17 protein-coding genes are annotated in these 16,929 nt (G+C 67.7%); 10 read left to right on the forward strand and 7 right to left on the reverse strand.

Annotation, left to right across the window (positions count from 1 at the left end):
- Positions 1-27: 27 nt before the first annotated feature.
- From trpC to trpE, 4 genes are all read right to left on the reverse strand, one after another.
- A complete protein-coding gene (trpC, locus tag K320_RS0110810) occupies positions 28-852 on the reverse strand; it encodes an indole-3-glycerol phosphate synthase TrpC (protein ID WP_024538853.1) in 825 nt (274 codons plus the stop codon).
- Entirely contained in the window at positions 849-1,886 is a 1,038-nt protein-coding gene (gene trpD / locus K320_RS0110815) for an anthranilate phosphoribosyltransferase (RefSeq protein WP_029696051.1), read from the reverse strand. Before trpD ends, trpC begins: the two co-directional genes overlap by 4 nt.
- 67 nt (positions 1,887-1,953) lie before the next feature.
- On the reverse strand, positions 1,954-2,523 hold the full coding sequence (locus tag K320_RS0110820; protein WP_024538855.1) for an anthranilate synthase component II: 570 nt from the start codon (positions 2,521-2,523) through the stop codon (positions 1,954-1,956).
- The gene (trpE, locus tag K320_RS0110825) at positions 2,520-4,028 is read right to left on the reverse strand and encodes an anthranilate synthase component I (protein WP_024538856.1); all 1,509 of its coding nucleotides are present in this window, start codon (positions 4,026-4,028) and stop codon (positions 2,520-2,522) included. Before trpE ends, K320_RS0110820 begins: the two co-directional genes overlap by 4 nt.
- A 280-nt stretch (positions 4,029-4,308) precedes the next feature.
- Between trpE and K320_RS0110830 the strand changes: the two genes are divergently transcribed.
- Together K320_RS0110830 and K320_RS0110835 are read left to right on the forward strand one after the other, a co-directional pair.
- Positions 4,309-4,770, forward strand: coding sequence for a DsrE family protein (locus tag K320_RS0110830; RefSeq protein WP_024538857.1), 462 nt, complete (start codon positions 4,309-4,311; stop codon positions 4,768-4,770).
- 377 nt (positions 4,771-5,147) lie between these two features.
- A complete protein-coding gene (locus K320_RS0110835) occupies positions 5,148-5,504 on the forward strand; it encodes a hypothetical protein (RefSeq protein ID WP_024538858.1) in 357 nt (118 codons plus the stop codon).
- Between the two features lie 170 nt (positions 5,505-5,674).
- Here K320_RS0110835 and rpe read toward each other — a convergent pair whose 3' ends face one another.
- Positions 5,675-6,355 carry a ribulose-phosphate 3-epimerase gene (rpe, locus tag K320_RS0110845; RefSeq protein WP_024538859.1) on the reverse strand — a complete coding sequence of 227 codons (681 nt, stop codon included), beginning with the start codon at positions 6,353-6,355 and terminating at the stop codon, positions 5,675-5,677.
- 53 nt (positions 6,356-6,408) lie between these two features.
- Here rpe and apaG point away from each other — a divergent pair, with 53 nt between their 5' ends.
- The 4 genes from apaG to thiL are packed head-to-tail and all read left to right on the forward strand — an operon-like array spanning position 6,409 to position 10,248.
- Positions 6,409-6,813 (forward strand): Co2+/Mg2+ efflux protein ApaG, encoded by a 405-nt coding sequence (gene apaG, locus K320_RS0110850; protein ID WP_024538860.1) that lies wholly within the window; start codon positions 6,409-6,411, stop codon positions 6,811-6,813.
- A gap of 57 nt (positions 6,814-6,870) precedes the next feature.
- Positions 6,871-8,133, forward strand: coding sequence for a cation:proton antiporter domain-containing protein (locus tag K320_RS0110855; protein WP_024538861.1), 1,263 nt, complete (start codon positions 6,871-6,873; stop codon positions 8,131-8,133).
- The gene (locus K320_RS0110860) at positions 8,130-9,245 is read left to right on the forward strand and encodes a YbdK family carboxylate-amine ligase (protein ID WP_024538862.1); all 1,116 of its coding nucleotides are present in this window, start codon (positions 8,130-8,132) and stop codon (positions 9,243-9,245) included. The genes K320_RS0110855 and K320_RS0110860 overlap by 4 nt, the downstream gene beginning before the upstream one ends.
- 4 nt (positions 9,246-9,249) lie before the next feature.
- On the forward strand, positions 9,250-10,248 hold the full coding sequence (gene thiL / locus K320_RS0110865) for a thiamine-phosphate kinase (RefSeq protein WP_024538863.1): 999 nt from the start codon (positions 9,250-9,252) through the stop codon (positions 10,246-10,248).
- A gap of 1 nt (position 10,249) precedes the next feature.
- On the opposite strand, the gene K320_RS0110870 is transcribed toward thiL, so the two are convergent.
- The gene (locus K320_RS0110870) at positions 10,250-11,047 is read right to left on the reverse strand and encodes a DUF169 domain-containing protein (RefSeq protein WP_024538864.1); all 798 of its coding nucleotides are present in this window, start codon (positions 11,045-11,047) and stop codon (positions 10,250-10,252) included.
- Between the two features lie 106 nt (positions 11,048-11,153).
- Between K320_RS0110870 and K320_RS0110875 the strand changes: the two genes are divergently transcribed.
- The 4 genes from K320_RS0110875 (at position 11,154) to K320_RS0110890 (ending at position 14,979) form a co-directional block, all read left to right on the forward strand.
- Positions 11,154-12,731: a DUF4139 domain-containing protein gene (locus K320_RS0110875; RefSeq protein ID WP_245593866.1), complete on the forward strand. Its 1,578-nt coding sequence runs from the start codon at positions 11,154-11,156 to the stop codon at positions 12,729-12,731.
- Positions 12,732-12,748: 17 nt separating this feature from the next.
- Positions 12,749-13,258 carry a phosphatidylglycerophosphatase A family protein gene (locus K320_RS0110880; RefSeq protein ID WP_024538866.1) on the forward strand — a complete coding sequence of 170 codons (510 nt, stop codon included), beginning with the start codon at positions 12,749-12,751 and terminating at the stop codon, positions 13,256-13,258.
- 86 nt (positions 13,259-13,344) lie between these two features.
- Positions 13,345-14,436, forward strand: coding sequence for a hypothetical protein (locus K320_RS0110885; RefSeq protein ID WP_024538867.1), 1,092 nt, complete (start codon positions 13,345-13,347; stop codon positions 14,434-14,436).
- A gap of 27 nt (positions 14,437-14,463) precedes the next feature.
- A complete protein-coding gene (locus tag K320_RS0110890; protein WP_024538868.1) occupies positions 14,464-14,979 on the forward strand; it encodes a CinA family protein in 516 nt (171 codons plus the stop codon).
- A gap of 20 nt (positions 14,980-14,999) precedes the next feature.
- Here the strand turns inward: K320_RS0110890 and K320_RS0110895 are convergent, their stop codons facing one another.
- Positions 15,000-16,808, reverse strand: a complete 1,809-nt coding sequence (locus tag K320_RS0110895; protein WP_024538869.1) for an NAD(P)/FAD-dependent oxidoreductase — start codon at positions 16,806-16,808, stop codon at positions 15,000-15,002.
- Positions 16,809-16,929 lie beyond the last annotated feature (121 nt).

Genomic DNA, 16,929 nt, shown 5'->3' on the forward strand with positions numbered 1-16,929 from the left:
GCAATTTACCCGGATTGCGGCAGGGGGTCAGGCAAACAGCTGCGCCAGTGCAACGCCTGGCTGCGGCGCGCGCATGAAGGTCTCGCCGACCAGAAACGCATGCACTCCACCCGCGCGCATCGTCGCCACATCCTCGCGCGTGGCAATGCCCGATTCCGTCACCAGCAGGCGATCGCTCGGCACCTGCGCCAACAAGCCCAAGGTGGGCTGCAGGCTGACCTCGAACGTGCGCAGGTTGCGGTTGTTGATGCCCACCAGCGGTGTCTTCAGACGCAAGGCGCGCTCCAGCTCGGGGCCATCGTGCACTTCCACGAGCACCGCCATGCCCAGCTGCAGGGCGATGGCTTCCATCTCCGCCATCTGCGCATCCTGAAGGCACGCGGCAATCAGCAGCACGCAATCCGCGCCCATGGCGCGCGACTCGTAGATCTGGTAGGCATCGACCATGAAATCCTTGCGCAGCACCGGCAGGCCGCAGGAGGCGCGCGCCTGCTTGAGGTGATCGGGCTGGCCCTGGAAGAACTGCCGGTCGGTCAGCACGGACAGACAGGCGGCGCTCACGCCGCCCCTCTGGCCATCGCCCTCGGCATAGCTTTGCGCGATGTCGGCGGGAATGAAATCTTCGCGGATCACGCCCTTGCTCGGGCTGGCCTTCTTGACCTCGGCAATCACCGCGGCCTGACCGGCGGCGATCCTGGCCCGCAGGCTGCCGACAAAGTCGCGCGTGAGCACGCGGCTTTCGGCATCGGCGCGCATGGCAGCGAGCGGCGTGCGCTTTTGCGCGGCCGCCACCTCCTCGCGTTTGACCTCGCAGATTTTCTGCAGGATGTCCGAAGCGGCCGGGGCGCTCATGCTGCGAACCTCCGGCTGAAGGCCACGAGCTGATCGAGCCGCGCGCGCGCCGCGCCGCTGGCTATCACCGCCTGCGCGCGCGCCAGGCCATCGGCGATGCTGCTGGCGACGTTGGCGGCGTAGAGCGCGGCGCCCGCATTCAGACAGACGATGTCGCGCGCCGGGCCGGCCTCGCCCTCGAGCACGCCCACCAGCATGGCCCTGGACTCTTCCGGCGTCTGCACCTTCAGCGCGCGCGTGCCGACCATGCGCAGACCAAAGTCCTCGGGATGGATTTCGTACTCGCTCACCACGCCGTCCTTCAATTCGCCCACGCGCGTGCCGGCGCCCAGGCTGATTTCATCGAGCCCGTCGCGCCCATAGACCACCAGCGCATGCTCCGCGCCCAGGCGCTGCAGCGCGCGCACCTGGATGCCGACCAGATCCTCGTGGAAAACGCCCATCAGGATGTTGGGCGCGCCCGCCGGGTTGGTGAGCGGCCCGAGGATGTTGAACATCGTGCGCACACCCATCTCGCGGCGCACCGGGGCGACGTTCTTCATCGCCGGATGGTGGTTGGGCGCGAACATGAAGCCGATGCCCACCTCGGCCACCGACTGCGCGATCTGCTCGGGCGTGAGGTTGATGTTCACGCCCAGCTGCTCCATCACGTCGGCGCTGCCGGATTTGCTGGACACGCCGCGTCCGCCGTGCTTGCTCACCCGCCCGCCCGCCGCGGCCACGACGAACATCGAGCAGGTGGAGATGTTGAAGGTGCCCGCGCCGTCGCCGCCCGTGCCCACCACGTCCACCAGATGCGTGGTGTCCGCCACGTTCACCTTCTTCGAGAACTCGCGCATCACCTGCGCGGCGGCGGTGATCTCGCCTATGGTTTCCTTCTTCACGCGCAGGCCGGTGATGATGGCCGCGGTCATCACCGGCGAGAGTTCGCCGCTCATGATGAGCCGCATCAGGTGCAGCATCTCGTCGTGGAAGATTTCGCGGTGTTCGATGGTGCGCTGCAGTGCTTCCTGCGGGGTGATGGGTGCATTCATGGAATTCTCCTTTTGATAGCTGCTGGCGCTTTACCTATAAGCGCCAAAGCCTGGTTTGTCTTGAAATTCAGCGCTGCTCCAGAAAGTTGCGCAGCAGCGCATGGCCGTGTTCGGTGAGGATGCTCTCGGGGTGAAACTGCACGCCCTCGACCGCCAGTTCGCGGTGGCGCACGCCCTGGATCTCGCCATCCTCGCTGGTGGCGGTAACGAGGAGGCATGGCGGCAGAGTGCCCTGCGCAATCGCCAGCGAGTGGTAGCGGTTGACGGTGAACTGCTTCGGCAACCCGGCGAACACGCCTTTCTCATCGGTGGTGATGACGCTGGTCTTGCCGTGCATCTGCTGCCCGGCGCGCACCACCTCGCCGCCAAACGCCTCGGCTATCGCCTGGTGGCCCAGGCACACACCCAGCAGCGGAATCCTGCCGGCGAAGTGGCGGATCGCCTCCACCGAAATCCCCGCTTCCTTGGGCGAGCAGGGGCCGGGCGAGATGACGAGGCGATCCGGCGTGCGTTCTGCGATGTCCTGGAGGCTGGTTTCGTCGTTCCGCACCACCGCAACTTCCGCGCCGAGCTCGCCGAAATACTGCACCAGGTTGAAGGTGAAGCTGTCGTAGTTGTCGATCATGAGGAGTTTCATTCCAGTCCCTCCTCGACGAGCTCGGCGGCACGCAGCAGCGCACGCGCCTTGGCTTCGGTTTCCTTCCACTCCAGTTCAGGCACCGAATCGGCCACCACGCCGGCCGCCGCCTGCACGTAGAGCATGCCGTCCTTGACGATGCCGGTGCGGATCGCGATCGCCATGTCCATGTCGCCCGCGTAGCTCAGATAGCCGCAGGCGCCGCCATAGAGCCCGCGCTTGGTGGGTTCGAGCTCGTCGATCAGCTCCATCGCGTGCACCTTGGGCGCGCCGCTGAGCGTGCCCGCCGGGAAGGTCGCCTTGAGCACATCCATGTTGCTCATGCCGTCAATCAACATGCCTTCGACATTGCTCACGATGTGCATGACATGGCTGTAGCGCTCCACCGCAAATGCCTCGGTCACCTTCACGCTGCCCACGCGCGCAATGCGGCCAATGTCGTTGCGCGCCAGGTCGATCAGCATCACATGCTCGGCGCGCTCCTTGGGGTCGTTCACCAGCTCGTGCTCCGCCGCCTTGTCCTTCTCGGGCGTGGCGCCGCGCGGACGGGTGCCGGCCAATGGCCGAATGGTGATCTTGGTGCCGCCCTCCACCCCTTCCACCTTCTCCTGGCGCACCAGAATCTCGGGGCTCGCGCCCACCACCTGGAAGTCGCCAAAGTCGTAGAAATACATGTAGGGCGAGGGGTTGAGCGAACGCAGCGCGCGGTACAGCGACAGCGGCGACTGCGTGTAGCGCTTGTGGATGCGCTGGCCCACCTGCACCTGCATGAAGTCGCCGGCGGCGATCAGCTCCTTGGCGCGCTCCACGGCGGCGATGTAATCCGGCTTGGCAAAGCTGCGCTCGGTCGGGTAGCTCTCGCTCGCCCGCACTTGCGGCGCGCTGACCGAATACTTGAGCTGCTCCTTGAGCTCGCGCAGCCGCTTCTTGCCGCGCGCATAGGCCTCGCTCTGGCCCGGATCGGCGTAAACGATGAGGTAGAGCTTGCCCGAGAGGTTGTCGATCACCGCCACCTCCTCGCACTGCAGCAGCAGGATGTCGGGACAGCCGAGCTGGTCGGGCGGGCAGGAGCCCTCCAGCTTCTTTTCGACATAGCGCACGGCGTCGTAGCCGAAATAGCCCGCCAGCCCGCCGCAGAAGCGCGGCAGGCCGGGGCGCAGCGCCACCTTGAAGCGCTTCTGGTACTGCGCGATGAAATCCAGCGGATTGCCCGCATGGGTCTCCACCACGCGGCCATCGGTCATGACCTCGGTGCTGGCCGCGTTGCCAAAGCCCGCGGCACGCAAAACCGTGCGCGCCGGCAGGCCGATGAAGCTGTAGCGGCCGAAGCGCTCGCCGCCGACGACCGATTCGAGCAGAAAGCTGTTGGCGCCCTGCCCCGAGCCATGGGCCAGCTTGAGGTACAGCGACAGCGGGGTTTCCAGGTCGGCAAAGGCTTCCGCCATCAAGGGGATGCGGTTGTAGCCCTCCGCGGCGAGGCTCTTGAATTCCAGTTCAGTGATCACGGGGATCTCCCAGGTCCGGCGGCGATGCGTATGCTGCGCCGGGTTCATCTCGTGAGGTGCCTTGCCCCGACAGGAGGCAAGGCTGCGATGGCACCCTGGGTCGGTGCCAAGGTGCGTTCAGAGGACAGACATGCAGCTACGCCAGGGCCAGGCTCCCCGGTCGCTCAGACCTGCAACGAACGCGCGATGGATGAACATGCGCGACAGTGTAGCAAAGGCTTTGGCACGACGGGCCATTTCGCGCTACCCTGCCCCTTTGCACGGAAAAAGGAGCAATGCAATGAAAAATTCCAACCGCAACACCACCGCCCGCCGCAGCCTGATCGCCGGCGGCATGCTGGTCGCCGCCACGGGCGCCCTGGCGCAGGGCAAGGGCGACGGCGTGGACAAGGTCGTCTACCACATCGACAACTGGATCACGCAGGCCACCAAGGGCCTGCGCAACGTGCGCAACCACCTGGACGTGGCGCCCGAGACCAGGATCATCGTGGTCACCCACGCCGAGGGCATCGACTTCCTGATGGAAGGCGCCAAGGACCCGAAGAACGCCAACATCGACTACGCCTCCCTGGTGAGCGCGCTCAAGGCGCGCGGCGTGCGCTTCGAGATCTGCGAAATCACGCTGCGCAACCGCAATATTTCCAAGGAAAAGTTCATCATGGACGCCGATTTCACGCCCTCGGGCGTCGTGCGCATCGGCCAGCTGCAGAACCGCGAACACTACGCCTACATCAGGCCCTGACAGCGCCGCGCCCTGCCTCTCGCGGGAGTTGCCGGACACGATTTTACCGCAGCCTCGCCGGCGACATTCCACCAGAGGCTCCCACGGTCCGTGTGCCGCCAGAGCAGAAGCTGGACGGCAAGGCGCGGCACCTGCAGGTGCCGCGGGCAGGATCAGCCAGGTCAGCACGACGGGCCAATACCGCTTCAGCCGCGACAACATCTGCCCAGGGCAGGCCGCGCAAAATGCAACAAATGCTTTCAGCCTTTGCAGAAATACCCAGTAACGCCCGCTGGCGCTACATCCATTCACATTTCCCCTGCCACCAACCCAGGATGCCGCATCCAACAAGCCAAACCGCCTGCGTCTGCTGGCGGTATGGACTACGGAGTTGCACCATGAAAATGTCTCGTTATTCGCTGCTGATTTCCACCGCCTTGCTGCTGGGCAGCGCCTGCGCACAGGCGGCGCCAGCGGCCGGCGCGGGCGCTTGCGCCAATGAGCCGGCGGCCAGCCGCGCGCCGTGCCTGCGCGAAATCGGCGCGGCAGCGCAGGCGGCGCGTGCCGGGCAGTTGACGAGCGAGAGCGCGGCGGACTATGAACGCAACGCGCTGGCGCGCTGCTCGGTGTTCAAGAACGCCCGGGACCAATCCGATTGTGAAAAACGCATGGGTCCGCAGGCCAGGGTCAGCGGCTCGGTCAGCGGCGGCGGCCTGCTGCGCGAAGAGACCGACACCTACACGGTCAGGCGCTGAGGCGGCCGCTCGGAGATTGAGAATAACTTGGCCGTGCCCGAGATGTGCGCCAAAACGCACCCAATCGAGGCGCAAAACGCAGCCATGACGCGGGCCATGGCGAGTATTTGCAACGAAGAGTGGGTGTGTTTTGGCGTGCAAAGCGGGCATGGGGATTTTTTCTCAACCTCTCAGGCGAGCTGCGCGCGCATCGCGGCAATGACGGCGGCGTAATCCTTCTGCCCGAAGATGGCGCTGCCGGCCACGAAGGTGTCGGCACCGGCATCCGCCACGCGGCGGATGTTGTCGGCCTTGATGCCGCCATCCACCTCCAGGCGGATATCCTTGCCCGAGGCATCGATACGCCTGCGGGCGGCCTCCACCTTGCGCAAAGCGCTGTCAATGAAGGATTGGCCGCCGAACCCCGGGTTGACGCTCATGATGAGGATGAGGTCGATGTCCTCGATCACCCAGTCCAGCACATCCAGCGGCATCGCCGGGTTGAAGACCAGCCCGGCCTGGCAGCCTGCGGCCTTGATGGCCTGGATGCTGCGGTGCACGTGGCCGGAGGCATCCGGGTGAAAGCTGATGAGCCCGGCACCGGCTTGGGCGAAGGCGGCGGCGAGGGCATCGACGGGCTGCACCATCAGGTGCACGTCCACTGGCACCGGCGTACCGTCGGCGCGCACCGCATGGGGCTTGAGCGCCTGGCAGACCATGGGGCCGAAGGTGAGGTTGGGCACGTAGTGGTTGTCCATCACGTCAAAATGGATCCAGTCGGCGCCGGCGGCGATGACCTGTTTCACCTCCTCGCCCAGGCGGGCAAAGTCGGCCGAAAGAATGGATGGGGCGATGCGGTAGGTGGTGCTCATGGCGCGCGATTGTCGCAGCGCCGCCGCTCCCGCGCACTGCTACCATGCGGCGCATGTCCAAGTACGCTTTTCACGCCAAGGCGCAGCCGCGCTATCTGCCTGAGCACTCCTCGCCCGAACGCGGCATCTACAGCTTTGCCTACACGATCACCATCGCCAATGTGGGCGAGGTGACGGCGCAGCTGATCGCGCGCCACTGGATCATCCGTGACGCGGGCGGCGCCGTGGAGGAAGTCAAGGGCCTGGGCGTGGTGGGGCAGCAGCCGCTGCTGGCACCGGGTGAGGCGTTCGAGTACACCAGCGGCTGCCGCCTGCGCACCCCCAGCGGCAGCATGCACGGCAGCTACTTCTGCGTGGCCGAGGACGGCGAGCGCTTTGAGTGCCCGGTGGAGATGTTTGCCCTGGAAGCGGACGATGGCAACGGCGCACCGGCGCCCGCGGGCCGGGTGCTGCATTGAACACGCGGCCTTGAGGCCGCTCGGCGGGGCGCCTGCGCAGCCCCGCAAGGAACGAAGATGAACGACTGGTCAGGATTCTGGACGCAGTGGCTGCACCTGCCCGCGGGCTTGCCCACGCTGCAATGGGCGCTGCTGCTGGCCGTGGCGGCCATGGCGGGCTATCTGATGCAGCGGCGCATCGGTCTGCCCAAGGTGGTCGGCTACACGCTGGTGGGCACGGCGGCGGGCCTGATGGGGTTTGGCGGTGCCGCCTGGCCCTTGTCCGGCACCGGGCTGTTCGTGATGGAGCTGGCCGTCGCCGTGGTGCTGTTCGAGTGCGGCGGGCGGCTGCCGCTGCGCTGGCTGCGGCACAACCCCATGGTGCTGCTGCAAAGCCTGGCCGAAGCGCTGTTCACCGGGCTGGCAGCCTACGGCGCCATGCGCTGGCTTGGCCTGGCGCAGCAGGCATCCTCCCTGCTGGCCCTGGTGGCAGTGGCGGCATCGCCCACCGTGCTGATGCGCGTGATTGCCGACACGCGCGCCGCCGGAGCGGTCACGGAGCGCGCCATCGTGCTGTGCACGCTGTCTTCACTCTATGTGCTGGTGCTGGGCGCGGCCTGGGCGCGGCTCATGACCGGGCCGGCGCAGGGCATAGGCGCCGCCATCGAATCGGCGGCGATGGTGCTGGCCGCGTCCGCCGCCATGGGCGCGCTGCTGGCGCTGGTGCTGCGCCTGGTGCTGCGCGTGATGAGCCCCTTGAGCGGAAACACCGCCATCGCCGTGCTCGCCCTGATCGCGGTCTGCACCGCGGTGACGGCGCCACTCGGCGGCTCCGCGCCGCTGGCGGCACTGCTCGCGGGCATGCTGCTCAAGCATTTCTACGTGCGGCCCTGGGCCTGGCCGCGCCAGGCCAGCTCCGCCTCCACGCTGCTGGCCATCCTGATGTTCGTGCTCGTCTCCACCGTCGCTGCGCAGTGGCGCTGGAGTGCCGCCGTGGCGGGCGCCGTGCTGGTCCTGGTGGTCGTGCGGCTGGCGGCCAAGGCCGTCGGCGTGGCACTGGCGAACCCGGGCAGCGGCGCCAGCTGGCTCCAGGCGGCCTGGACCAGCGGTGCCATGTCGCCGCTCTCCGGCGTGGCGCTGCTGGTGGCTTCCGGCTTTGTCGCCGCGGCGCCCGAGGCGGCGGCGCCCATGGCTGAGATCGCGCTGCCGGCCATCCTGCTCATGGAAGTGCTGGGTGCCATCCTCACCACCGTGGCCCTGTACGGCGCGGGCGAAAGCCTCAAGCCCTGGACGCCGCAGATGCGCGAGCGCGCGGCCACCCCCGAAGGAGACGGCGCATGAGCCTGGGTGCCTTTCACGATTCCGAGCCGCTCACGCTGGGCGTGGAGCTGGAACTGCAACTGGCCAACACGCACGACTACGACCTCGCGCCCTACGCCGCCGACATGCTGCGCCTGATGGGCCGCCACCAGCTGCCCGGCTCCGTCGTGCCCGAGATGACCAGCGGCATGATCGAAATTTCCACCGATGTGTGCCGCAGCAGCGCAGAGGTGCTTTCGCAATTGGGGCAAATCCGCGACGCACTCGTGCAATGCGCCGACAAGCTCAACATCACGGTGGCCGGCGGCGGCACCCATCCCTTCCAGCAGTGGCACGAGCGGCGCATCTACGACAAGCCGCGCTTTCAGGAGCTCACCCAGCTCTACGGCTACCTCACCAAGCAGTTCACCATCTTCGGCCAGCATGTGCACGTCGGCTGCCCGGATGCGGATGCCGCGCTCATGATGCTGCACCGCCTGAGCCGCTATATCCCGCACTGCATCGCGCTGTCGGCCTCCAGCCCCTTCGTGCAGGGGCATGACACGCAGTTTGATTCGGCGCGGCTGAACTCGGTGTTTGCCTTCCCGCTCTCGGGGCGTGCGCCCTGCGTGCTGACCTGGGCCGACTTCGAAGCCTATTTCGACAAGATGACCGCCACCGGCGTGGTCAGGAGCATGAAGGATTTTTACTGGGACATCCGCCCCAAGCCGGAATTCGGCACCGTCGAAATCCGCGTGTTCGACACGCCGCTGACCATAGAGCGCGCCGCCGCGCTGGCGGGCTTCGTGCAATCGCTGGCCGCCTGGTTCCTCGCCGAGCAGCCGTTCACGCCGCAGGAGGACGATTACCTCGTCTACACCTACAACCGCTTTCAGGCCTGCCGCTTCGGGCTGGAGGCGGAGTACGTCGACCCCGGCAGCGGCGAACACCTGCCGCTGCGCGAACACATTCTGCGCACCATCGATCGCGTCGCCCCGTACGGCGAAGCGCACGGCGCCAGCGGCGCCTTGCAACTGCTGCGCGGCGATACGCTGGCTTCCCACAACGACGCGCGCTGGCTGCGCGAGTGCATGGCGCAGGAGGATCTGCTGGCGGAAGTGACGCGCCAGGCGGGGCTGCGCTTCAGAGGGTGATGCCATGGGCGAATTCGACCTGATCGCACGCCATTTCACGCGCCCGGCAAGGCGCGCAGCCCTGGGCGTGGGCGACGACTGCGCCCTGCTGGCGCCGGCGCCCGGCATGCAGTTGGCGATTTCCAGCGACATGCTGGTCGAAGGACGCCACTTCTTTGCCGGCACCGACCCCGAGGCGCTGGGCCACAAGGCGCTGGCGGTCAATCTCTCTGATCTGGCCGCCTGCGGCGCCAGGCCGCTGGCGTTCACACTGGCGCTGGCGCTGCCACAGGCAGACGACGCTTGGCTGGCCGCCTTTGCGCGCGGCCTGCTCACGCTCGCCGATGCGCACGGCTGCGAGCTGATCGGCGGGGATACCACCGCCGGACCGCTCAATATCTGCATCACCGTGTTTGGCGAAGTGCCACCGGGCGATGCCCTCAGGCGCAGCGGCGCACGGCCGGGCGACGACCTCTGGGTCAGCGGCAGCCCGGGGCAGGCGCGCCTGGCGCTGGGGGCGCTGCGCGGCGAATGGGCCTTAGCCGATGCCGCTCTCGCAGCACTGCGCCCGCGGCTGGAGCGCACCACGCCGCGCGTGGCGCTGGGCCTGGCGCTGCGCGGCATCGCCAGCAGCGCGATCGACATCAGCGACGGGCTGCTGGGCGATTTGCGGCATGTGCTGGATCGCTCGCGTGCCGGGGCTACCGTATATGCGGAAGACGCAACGTTATTGATAGCTTCAAACGCTCATACACAAAGCGCTGGAGGCAATTTTTATACCGATTTATTCGCAACGATCAGCCACAAGACCCTGCAGCAATGTGTACTGGCGGGCGGCGATGATTACGAACTGCTATTCACCGCTGCACCCGCGCAGCGGGCCGCGATCGAGGCCGCAGGGCAACACGCAGACACCCGCGTGACGCGCATCGGGCAGATCACCTCAGCGCCGGGGCTGCGCGTGGTCGATGCGCAAGGCGCAGCGCTGGCAGAGCGCTTTGCCTCCTTCGATCACTTCGCGTGAATCAGCCCTTCTTCGCGCCGTAGCTGCGCTGCATGCCGGCGCGCACATCCATCTGCACGCCGTAGGGCGGGATGGGGTAGCGCAGGCCGTTGGCCGAGAGCCGCTCCAGCCCCGCCACCGCCTTGGCCAGATCGGCCGGTTGCAGCGCCAGCAGCAGCTCATCGTCGGCCACGCCGCCATAGCGCCGCTCGGGGAAGCAGGGAATGGACAGGCTGGGCTCGCCCGTGGCCAGCGCCCGGCCCCAGGAATCAGCGCAGGCCGATTCACCCACCGCGCCCCATTCGAGCTTGCGGTAGCCGCTGTGCTGCAGGCCGTTGATGAGCAGAATCATCTGCGCCGGGTTGGCATAGACCAGCGCGATCTGCGGCGCGGTCAGGCGCCCGCTGTTCAGGGGCGAGACCGCCATCGCCGTCCAGCGCCCGTACGGCGCGGTGTGCATGGCTTTTTGATGGGCGCTGGCGTCTTCCACCGTGTCGAACCAGACCCCGGCGAAATCCTCGCCGCGCTCGAACGCCGCATCGCGCGGCGACAGGCCCAGCACCGCGCTGCACTGCGGGCCGACGAGGTCGTCCACCGTGATGCCCACGGTGAAGCCCAGGCGCGCGGCCTGGCCGACGATCTGGTCGGTGGTGTGCACATGGCTTGGGCGCCGGATGCGCGGCACGGCCTCCATCTCGGCCACGCTGGCGAACATCTGCATGACGATGGGCGTGGTCTTCAGGCGCAGCAGGCGCATGAGGGCGTCGGTGAGGGCTGCGCCGTCGGCGGCGGAGAGGGAGGCGGGGGCGGCGTGTGTCATGCGGTGCGGTGCGGTGCAGAAAAATATTGAAGAAGGGCTGGGGCACACTATGCCTCTTGTCCCGGCCTATTGGAATACCCGAACGATGGTTTTGCGATCGCTCCCCGTGCTGACTGCCGTCTTTGCGCTTGCGCCGCTGCTGGCCAGCGCGCAGGCCGGCAGCACGGCAAACACCTCGCGCATAGCCAGCATCACGCTCTACCCCGGCAGCGCCACGGTGCAGCGCAGCCTGCGCATTGCGGCCGGCAGCCGCACGGCCGCCTTCGCCTGCCTGCCGGCGCAGCTTGATGCACGCAGCCTGCAGGTGGCCGGCACCGGCGCCGTGCGCATCGGCGACATCAGCGTGCAGGTGATGGACCGCCAACTCGCTGAAGGCTGCGAGAGCACGCAGCCGGATCGCCTGCGCGCCGCCGAGGATGCGCTGGCGCAGGCACGCGCCGACGTGCAGGCGCTGGAGCTCACGCAGACCTACCTGAAATCGCAGGCCAGCAATGCGCCGGGGCCCGGCGCCGCGGCAGCGACCGCCACCCAGATGGGCCCGATGATGGAGGCGCTGCGCCGCCATACGCGCGAGACGCAGCAGCAGCTGCACCTGGCGCAGCGCACCCTGCAGGAAAAGGAACGCGCGCTCAAACGTCTGCAGGCCGAGCCCGGCAACACGCAGGCGGGCAAGGTGGCGATGGTGCGCATCACGCTGGCGGCACCGGCCGATGCGCAGCTGCAGCTCTCCTACCAGGTGCGCGGCCCGAGCTGGTCGCCCAGCTACCGCGCCAGCCTGGACAGCAGGACCGCCCGCGTGCGCATTGAGCGCCTGGCGCTGGTGGCGCAGGACACGGGCGAGGACTGGGGCGGCGTGCAGCTCACGCTTTCCACCGGCCAGCCGCTGGCCGCCACCAGCGGGCGCCTGCCCCGGCCGTGGACGCTGAACGTGCAGCCGCCCATGCCTGCCGTGCTGGCGGCACCCGCGCCCACCGCCCGCATGGCGGCCGCCGCGCCAGCCCTGAAGGCCGCCGACGCAGAGGCGGCCGAGCCGAGCTTCGATGTCGCCGTCAGCGAAGGCAGCTTTGCCACCACCTTTGCCGTGCCCCAGCGCGTCAGCGTGCCCACGGGCGGCGAGAAGGTCACGCTGGCATTGGGCGAACAGACCGTCGATGCCGCCCTGATCGCGCGCACCACGCCGGCGCTGGAGCCGGCCGCCTACCTCGTGGCGCAGATGCCGCCGCTGGCCGGCATCTGGCCGGCGGGCCCGGTGGCGCTGCTGCGCGATGGCGCCTACGTGGGCCAGGGGCAGTTCAATCCGGGCGCGAGCGACTGGGAAAAAAATGGCCTGTCCTTCGGGCGCGACGAGCGCATCCTCGTCACCGCTGAGCCGGTCAAGGACCATACGGCCAATGCAGGCTTCACCGGCGGGCGCATAGAGCGCACGCTGGAACGCGCCTATCAGGTGGAGAACCGCCACGAACGGGCCATCGCGCTGCAGGTGCTGGACGCTGCTCCCATCTCGAAGAACGATGCGATCCGCGTGCAATCCAGCTACGAACCCGCGCCGCAGGAAACCGCCTGGGGCGGGCAGGAAGGCAGCATCGCCTGGCAGCGGGAGCTGGCGGCGGGCGCCACGGCGCGCTTTGCCGCGCGCCACGTCGTCGAGCACGACAAGGACGTGCGCGTACAGGAGCGCCATTGACGGCGGCCAACAACGCCATGGCCAGCACCGCACGCCCCGGAATCCGTTTTCTGCTGGCGCACCCGGCGCACCTGATCGCGCTCGGTTTCGGCAGCGGCCTTTCGCCGGTCGCGCCGGGCACGGTGGGCACGCTCTGGGGCTGGCTGGCCTTCGTGGTCGTCCAGCAATGGCTCTCGCTGCCGCAACTCGCCCTCGTCACGCTGGCCGCCCTGCCCGTGGGCTGGTGGGCCTGCACCGTCACTGCGCGGCACATGGGCATCGCCGACCCGGGCGCCGTGGTCTGGGATGAAATCGTCGCCATCTGGCTCATCCTGCTGCTGGTGATGCCCACGGGCCTGCTCGGGCAGTTGCTGGCATTTGCGCTGTTCCGCTTCTTCGATACCGTCAAGCCGGGGCCCGTGGGATGGGCGGACAAGCATTTCAAGGGCATGGGCTGGCGCGGGGGGTTCGGCATCCTGTTCGACGATGTGGTGGCCGCGCTCTGCACGCTGCTGGTCATCGCGTTCTGGCGCTACTTCCTCGCCTGAGGCGCACCCGGGCGCACAGGGCTTGCGGTATCGGGAATTGGCGCTAGCATGGGCAGGCGCTGCGCACCATTACAAGGGAGGACTCCATGGCCACCATCCGGCAATCGCTTGCCACCGCCCTGACCCTGGCCGCCGCCATGGTCCTCTGCGGCACTGTTTCAGCGGCGGGTACCAGCCAGCAGGTGGAGATGGTGGATGCGCAGGGCTTCGGGCAGCCGATGACCGCGGCCACGCTCCAGGTGCCCAGGGGCTGGCGAACCCAGGGCGGCGTCAACTGGCAGCGCGGCGACGCCTGCGTGAGCAACCAGATGCGCATCGCCTGGGTCGCCACCAGCCCCCGGGACGATGAAGCCTTTGAAGTCATGCACCCCTACGCGTGGCAGGTGCAGGGCCGCAGCATCCAGATGAATCCCTGCCCGGTGATGGCCGTCGCCTCGGCACGCGCTTTTCTGATGGCGGTGGTGCAGCAGCGCCGCCCCGGCGCACGCGTGCTGAACTACAGCGATCGCGCGGACATCGTCGCCAGCGCCACGTCCCAGGCACCGCCGCCGCAGAACGGCATGCAGCGCAGGATCGAGGCGGGCGAAGTGGTGATTGCCTACGCAGGCTCGGGCGGCAGCGAGATCCAGGAACGGCTGTGGACCAGCGTCACCTTCACGGCAATGCAGAACTCGCTGATGGGCAATGCCGGCACCGTCTACGCCCATCGCCGCCTGGGCGGCGCGCCGGACCGTGCGGTGAGCGACCGCATCGTCGCTTCGATGAAGACCAATCCAGCCTGGATGGCCAAGGTGAGCGAAGCCAGCCAGCGCTTCGTGCAGACGCACTCCGCCAACCAGAGCCGCCAGATCCAGCAATGGCATGCGGGCGAGATGGCGCGCATCAACGCCAAGGGCGCGGCGGACAGGGCAGCCATCCGCTCCCAGACCCAGCGCGACATCGCCAACATCCACAACCAGACCCAGGCCAACACGCAGGCGACGAACGACCGCATCCAGCGGCGCACGCTGGAGGGCGTGGGCGAATACAACACCTACAGCAACACCGCGGGCGAGCCGGTGCGCTCCAGCATCCACGGCGGCGACCGCGTGCTGCAGCACCCCGATGGGACCTACAGCAGCACCAGCGACCCCTACTACCAGCCGCCGGGCAGCGTCGAACTGCAACGGGTGCGCTGAGCCCGCGGCCGCACCTTGCCTCTGCCAATGTCACTACAAAATAATGAGCTTTCAGCGCATGCCCAGCATGCACTGGAGCCACTTTTAGCTCAAATCTCCAATGCACTGCTCGCGCGTGGCCAGATGCTGGCCACGGCCGAAAGCTGCACCGGCGGGCTGATCGCCGCGGCCTGCACCGAACTCGCGGGCTCCAGCCAATGGTTTGAACGCGGTTTCGTCACCTATTCCAACGCCGCAAAGGCTGAGCTGCTTGGCGTGCCGGCGGCGCTGATCGAGCAGCAGGGCGCCGTCAGCGAGCCCGTGGCGCGCGCAATGGCGGAGGGGGCCATCCAGCATTCGGCTGCCCAGGCAAGTCTTTCCGTCACCGGCATCGCCGGCCCGACGGGCGGCAGTGCCGACAAGCCCGTGGGCACGGTCTGGTTTGGCTGGCGGGTTGACGAGCGCACGCACAGCGAGGTGCGGCACTTCGCCGGCGACCGCGCCGCCGTGCGCGCGGCGACCGTGCAGCATGCGCTGGCGCGGCTCGCCGCGCTCCTCGGCTGACGGCCCGCCAACGCCGCTTCTCAGCGCAGGTGGTGCACCGGCGCCACCTTGTACACCGGCGTCTCCAGCCCCTCGTAGCGCGCCTTCAGCTGCAGCGAGAGGAACTGCGAGTAGTGCCGGCTCTGGTGCAGGTTGCCGCCGTGTATCCACAGCTGCTGCTGGTTGGTGGGCTTCCACATGTTGCGCAGCTCGCCTTCCCAGGGCCCCGGGTCTTTCTTGGTGTTGGAGCCCAGGCCCCAGACCTTGCCGACGCGGTCGGCCACCTCGGGCGAGATCAGGTCGGCGAGCCAGTGGTTCATCGAGCCATAGCCGGTGGCATAGACCAGCAGGTCGGCGTCCAGCTCGGTGCCGTCGCTGAGCACCACGGATTTGGGCTTGATGCTCTTGATTTCCACGCCGCTCTTGAGCTTGACACTGCCATTGGCCACCAGCTCACTCGCACCCACGTCAATGTAGTAGCCCGAGCCGCGGCGCAGGTACTTCATGAACAGACCCGAGCCATCCTCGCCGAAGTCGAGCATGAAGCCCGCCTTCTCCAGCCGCCCGTACAGATCGGCATCGCGCTTCTTCATCTCGTCGTAGGCGGGGATGTGGAAGGTGTGCATGATCTTGTAGGGCACGCTGCCGAAGATCAGGTCGGCCTTGTGGTGATCGATGCCATTGGCCACCGCCTGCTCGCTGTACAGCGGCCCGAGCACGATGTCCATCAGCGAATCGGACGGCGCGATGTGCGTGCTGCTGCGCTGAATCATGGTCACTTGCACGCCGTTTTCCCACAGCGCAGCGCAGATGTCGTGCGCCGAGTTGTTGGAACCCAGCACCACCGCCTTCTTGCCCTTGTAGGCCTCGGGGCCGGGGTGCTTGCTGGAGTGGTGCTGATCGCCCAGGAAGGTCTCGGCGCCCTCGATTTTCGGCACATTGGCGTAGCCCGACACGCCCAGCGCAAACACGAGCTGCTTGGGGCGCAGCGTGATCTCCCTGCCCTCGCGTTCCACAACCACTTCCCACTCGCCCCTGGCCTCGTCAAAGCGCGCCTTCCTGGCGGTGGTCGAGCCCCAGTAGTTGATCTCCATGATTTTGGCGTAGCTCTCCAGCCAGTCGCCGATCTTGTCCTTGGCGGCGAACACCGGCCAATCGTCCGGGAAGGGCAGGTAGGGCAGGTGGTCATACCAGACCGGGTCATGCAGGTGCAGGCTCTTGTAGCGGTTGCGCCAGCTGTCGCCGGCTCGCGCGTTTTTCTCGACGACGATGGTCGGCACGCCCAGGCGGCGCAGGCGCGCGGCCAGCGCAATGCCGCCCTGGCCGCCGCCGACGATGAGCACATAGGGCTGGGTGGTGTGACCGAGTGCGGCGACTTCGTCCTGGCGCTGTTCCAGCCAGCTCTTGCGCCCGGGGTGCACGCCGTGCTCGGCGCTCTTGACGCGGCGCGTGCCCTTCTTTTCTTCGAAGCCCTTGAGCTCGACCATGGTGGTCAGCAGCGTCCAGGCGCGGTCGCCCGCGGCGGTCGCCTTCAGGCGCAGATGGCCGCGCCCGCGCGAGACCTTGGTCTCGAAGGTGAACCAGGCATCGACCACGCCGTCGGCTTCGGTGGCATCGCCTTCGACGCGGAAGTTGCCCGGCGCCGTCTTGGCGAGCTGCGCCGCCAGCATCTCTTCGATCGCCGCCTGGCCCTCCTGCGTGCGGATATTCCAGGTAAAGGAAACCAGGTCGCGCCAGTAGCAATCGGCGTCGAACAGCGCGCTCACGGCCTGCGGCTTGCCGCTGGTCAGCGCGGCCTCGAACTGGGCGAGCCAGGCACCGGCCCGCTCGGTAGGTGTCGTCATCGTCATGTCTCCTGTAGAACTCCCGCCCACGGCGGGCGGCAGACAGGGACTTACACGATCCATGCCACCGGGGTTTTCAGCGCAACCGGCAGGCAAAGGTGAATCAAAACCCGGGGCGCGCTGTCAC

Source organism: Comamonas badia DSM 17552 (genome assembly GCF_000484635.1).
GTDB lineage: Bacteria > Pseudomonadota > Gammaproteobacteria > Burkholderiales > Burkholderiaceae_C > Comamonas_C > Comamonas_C badia.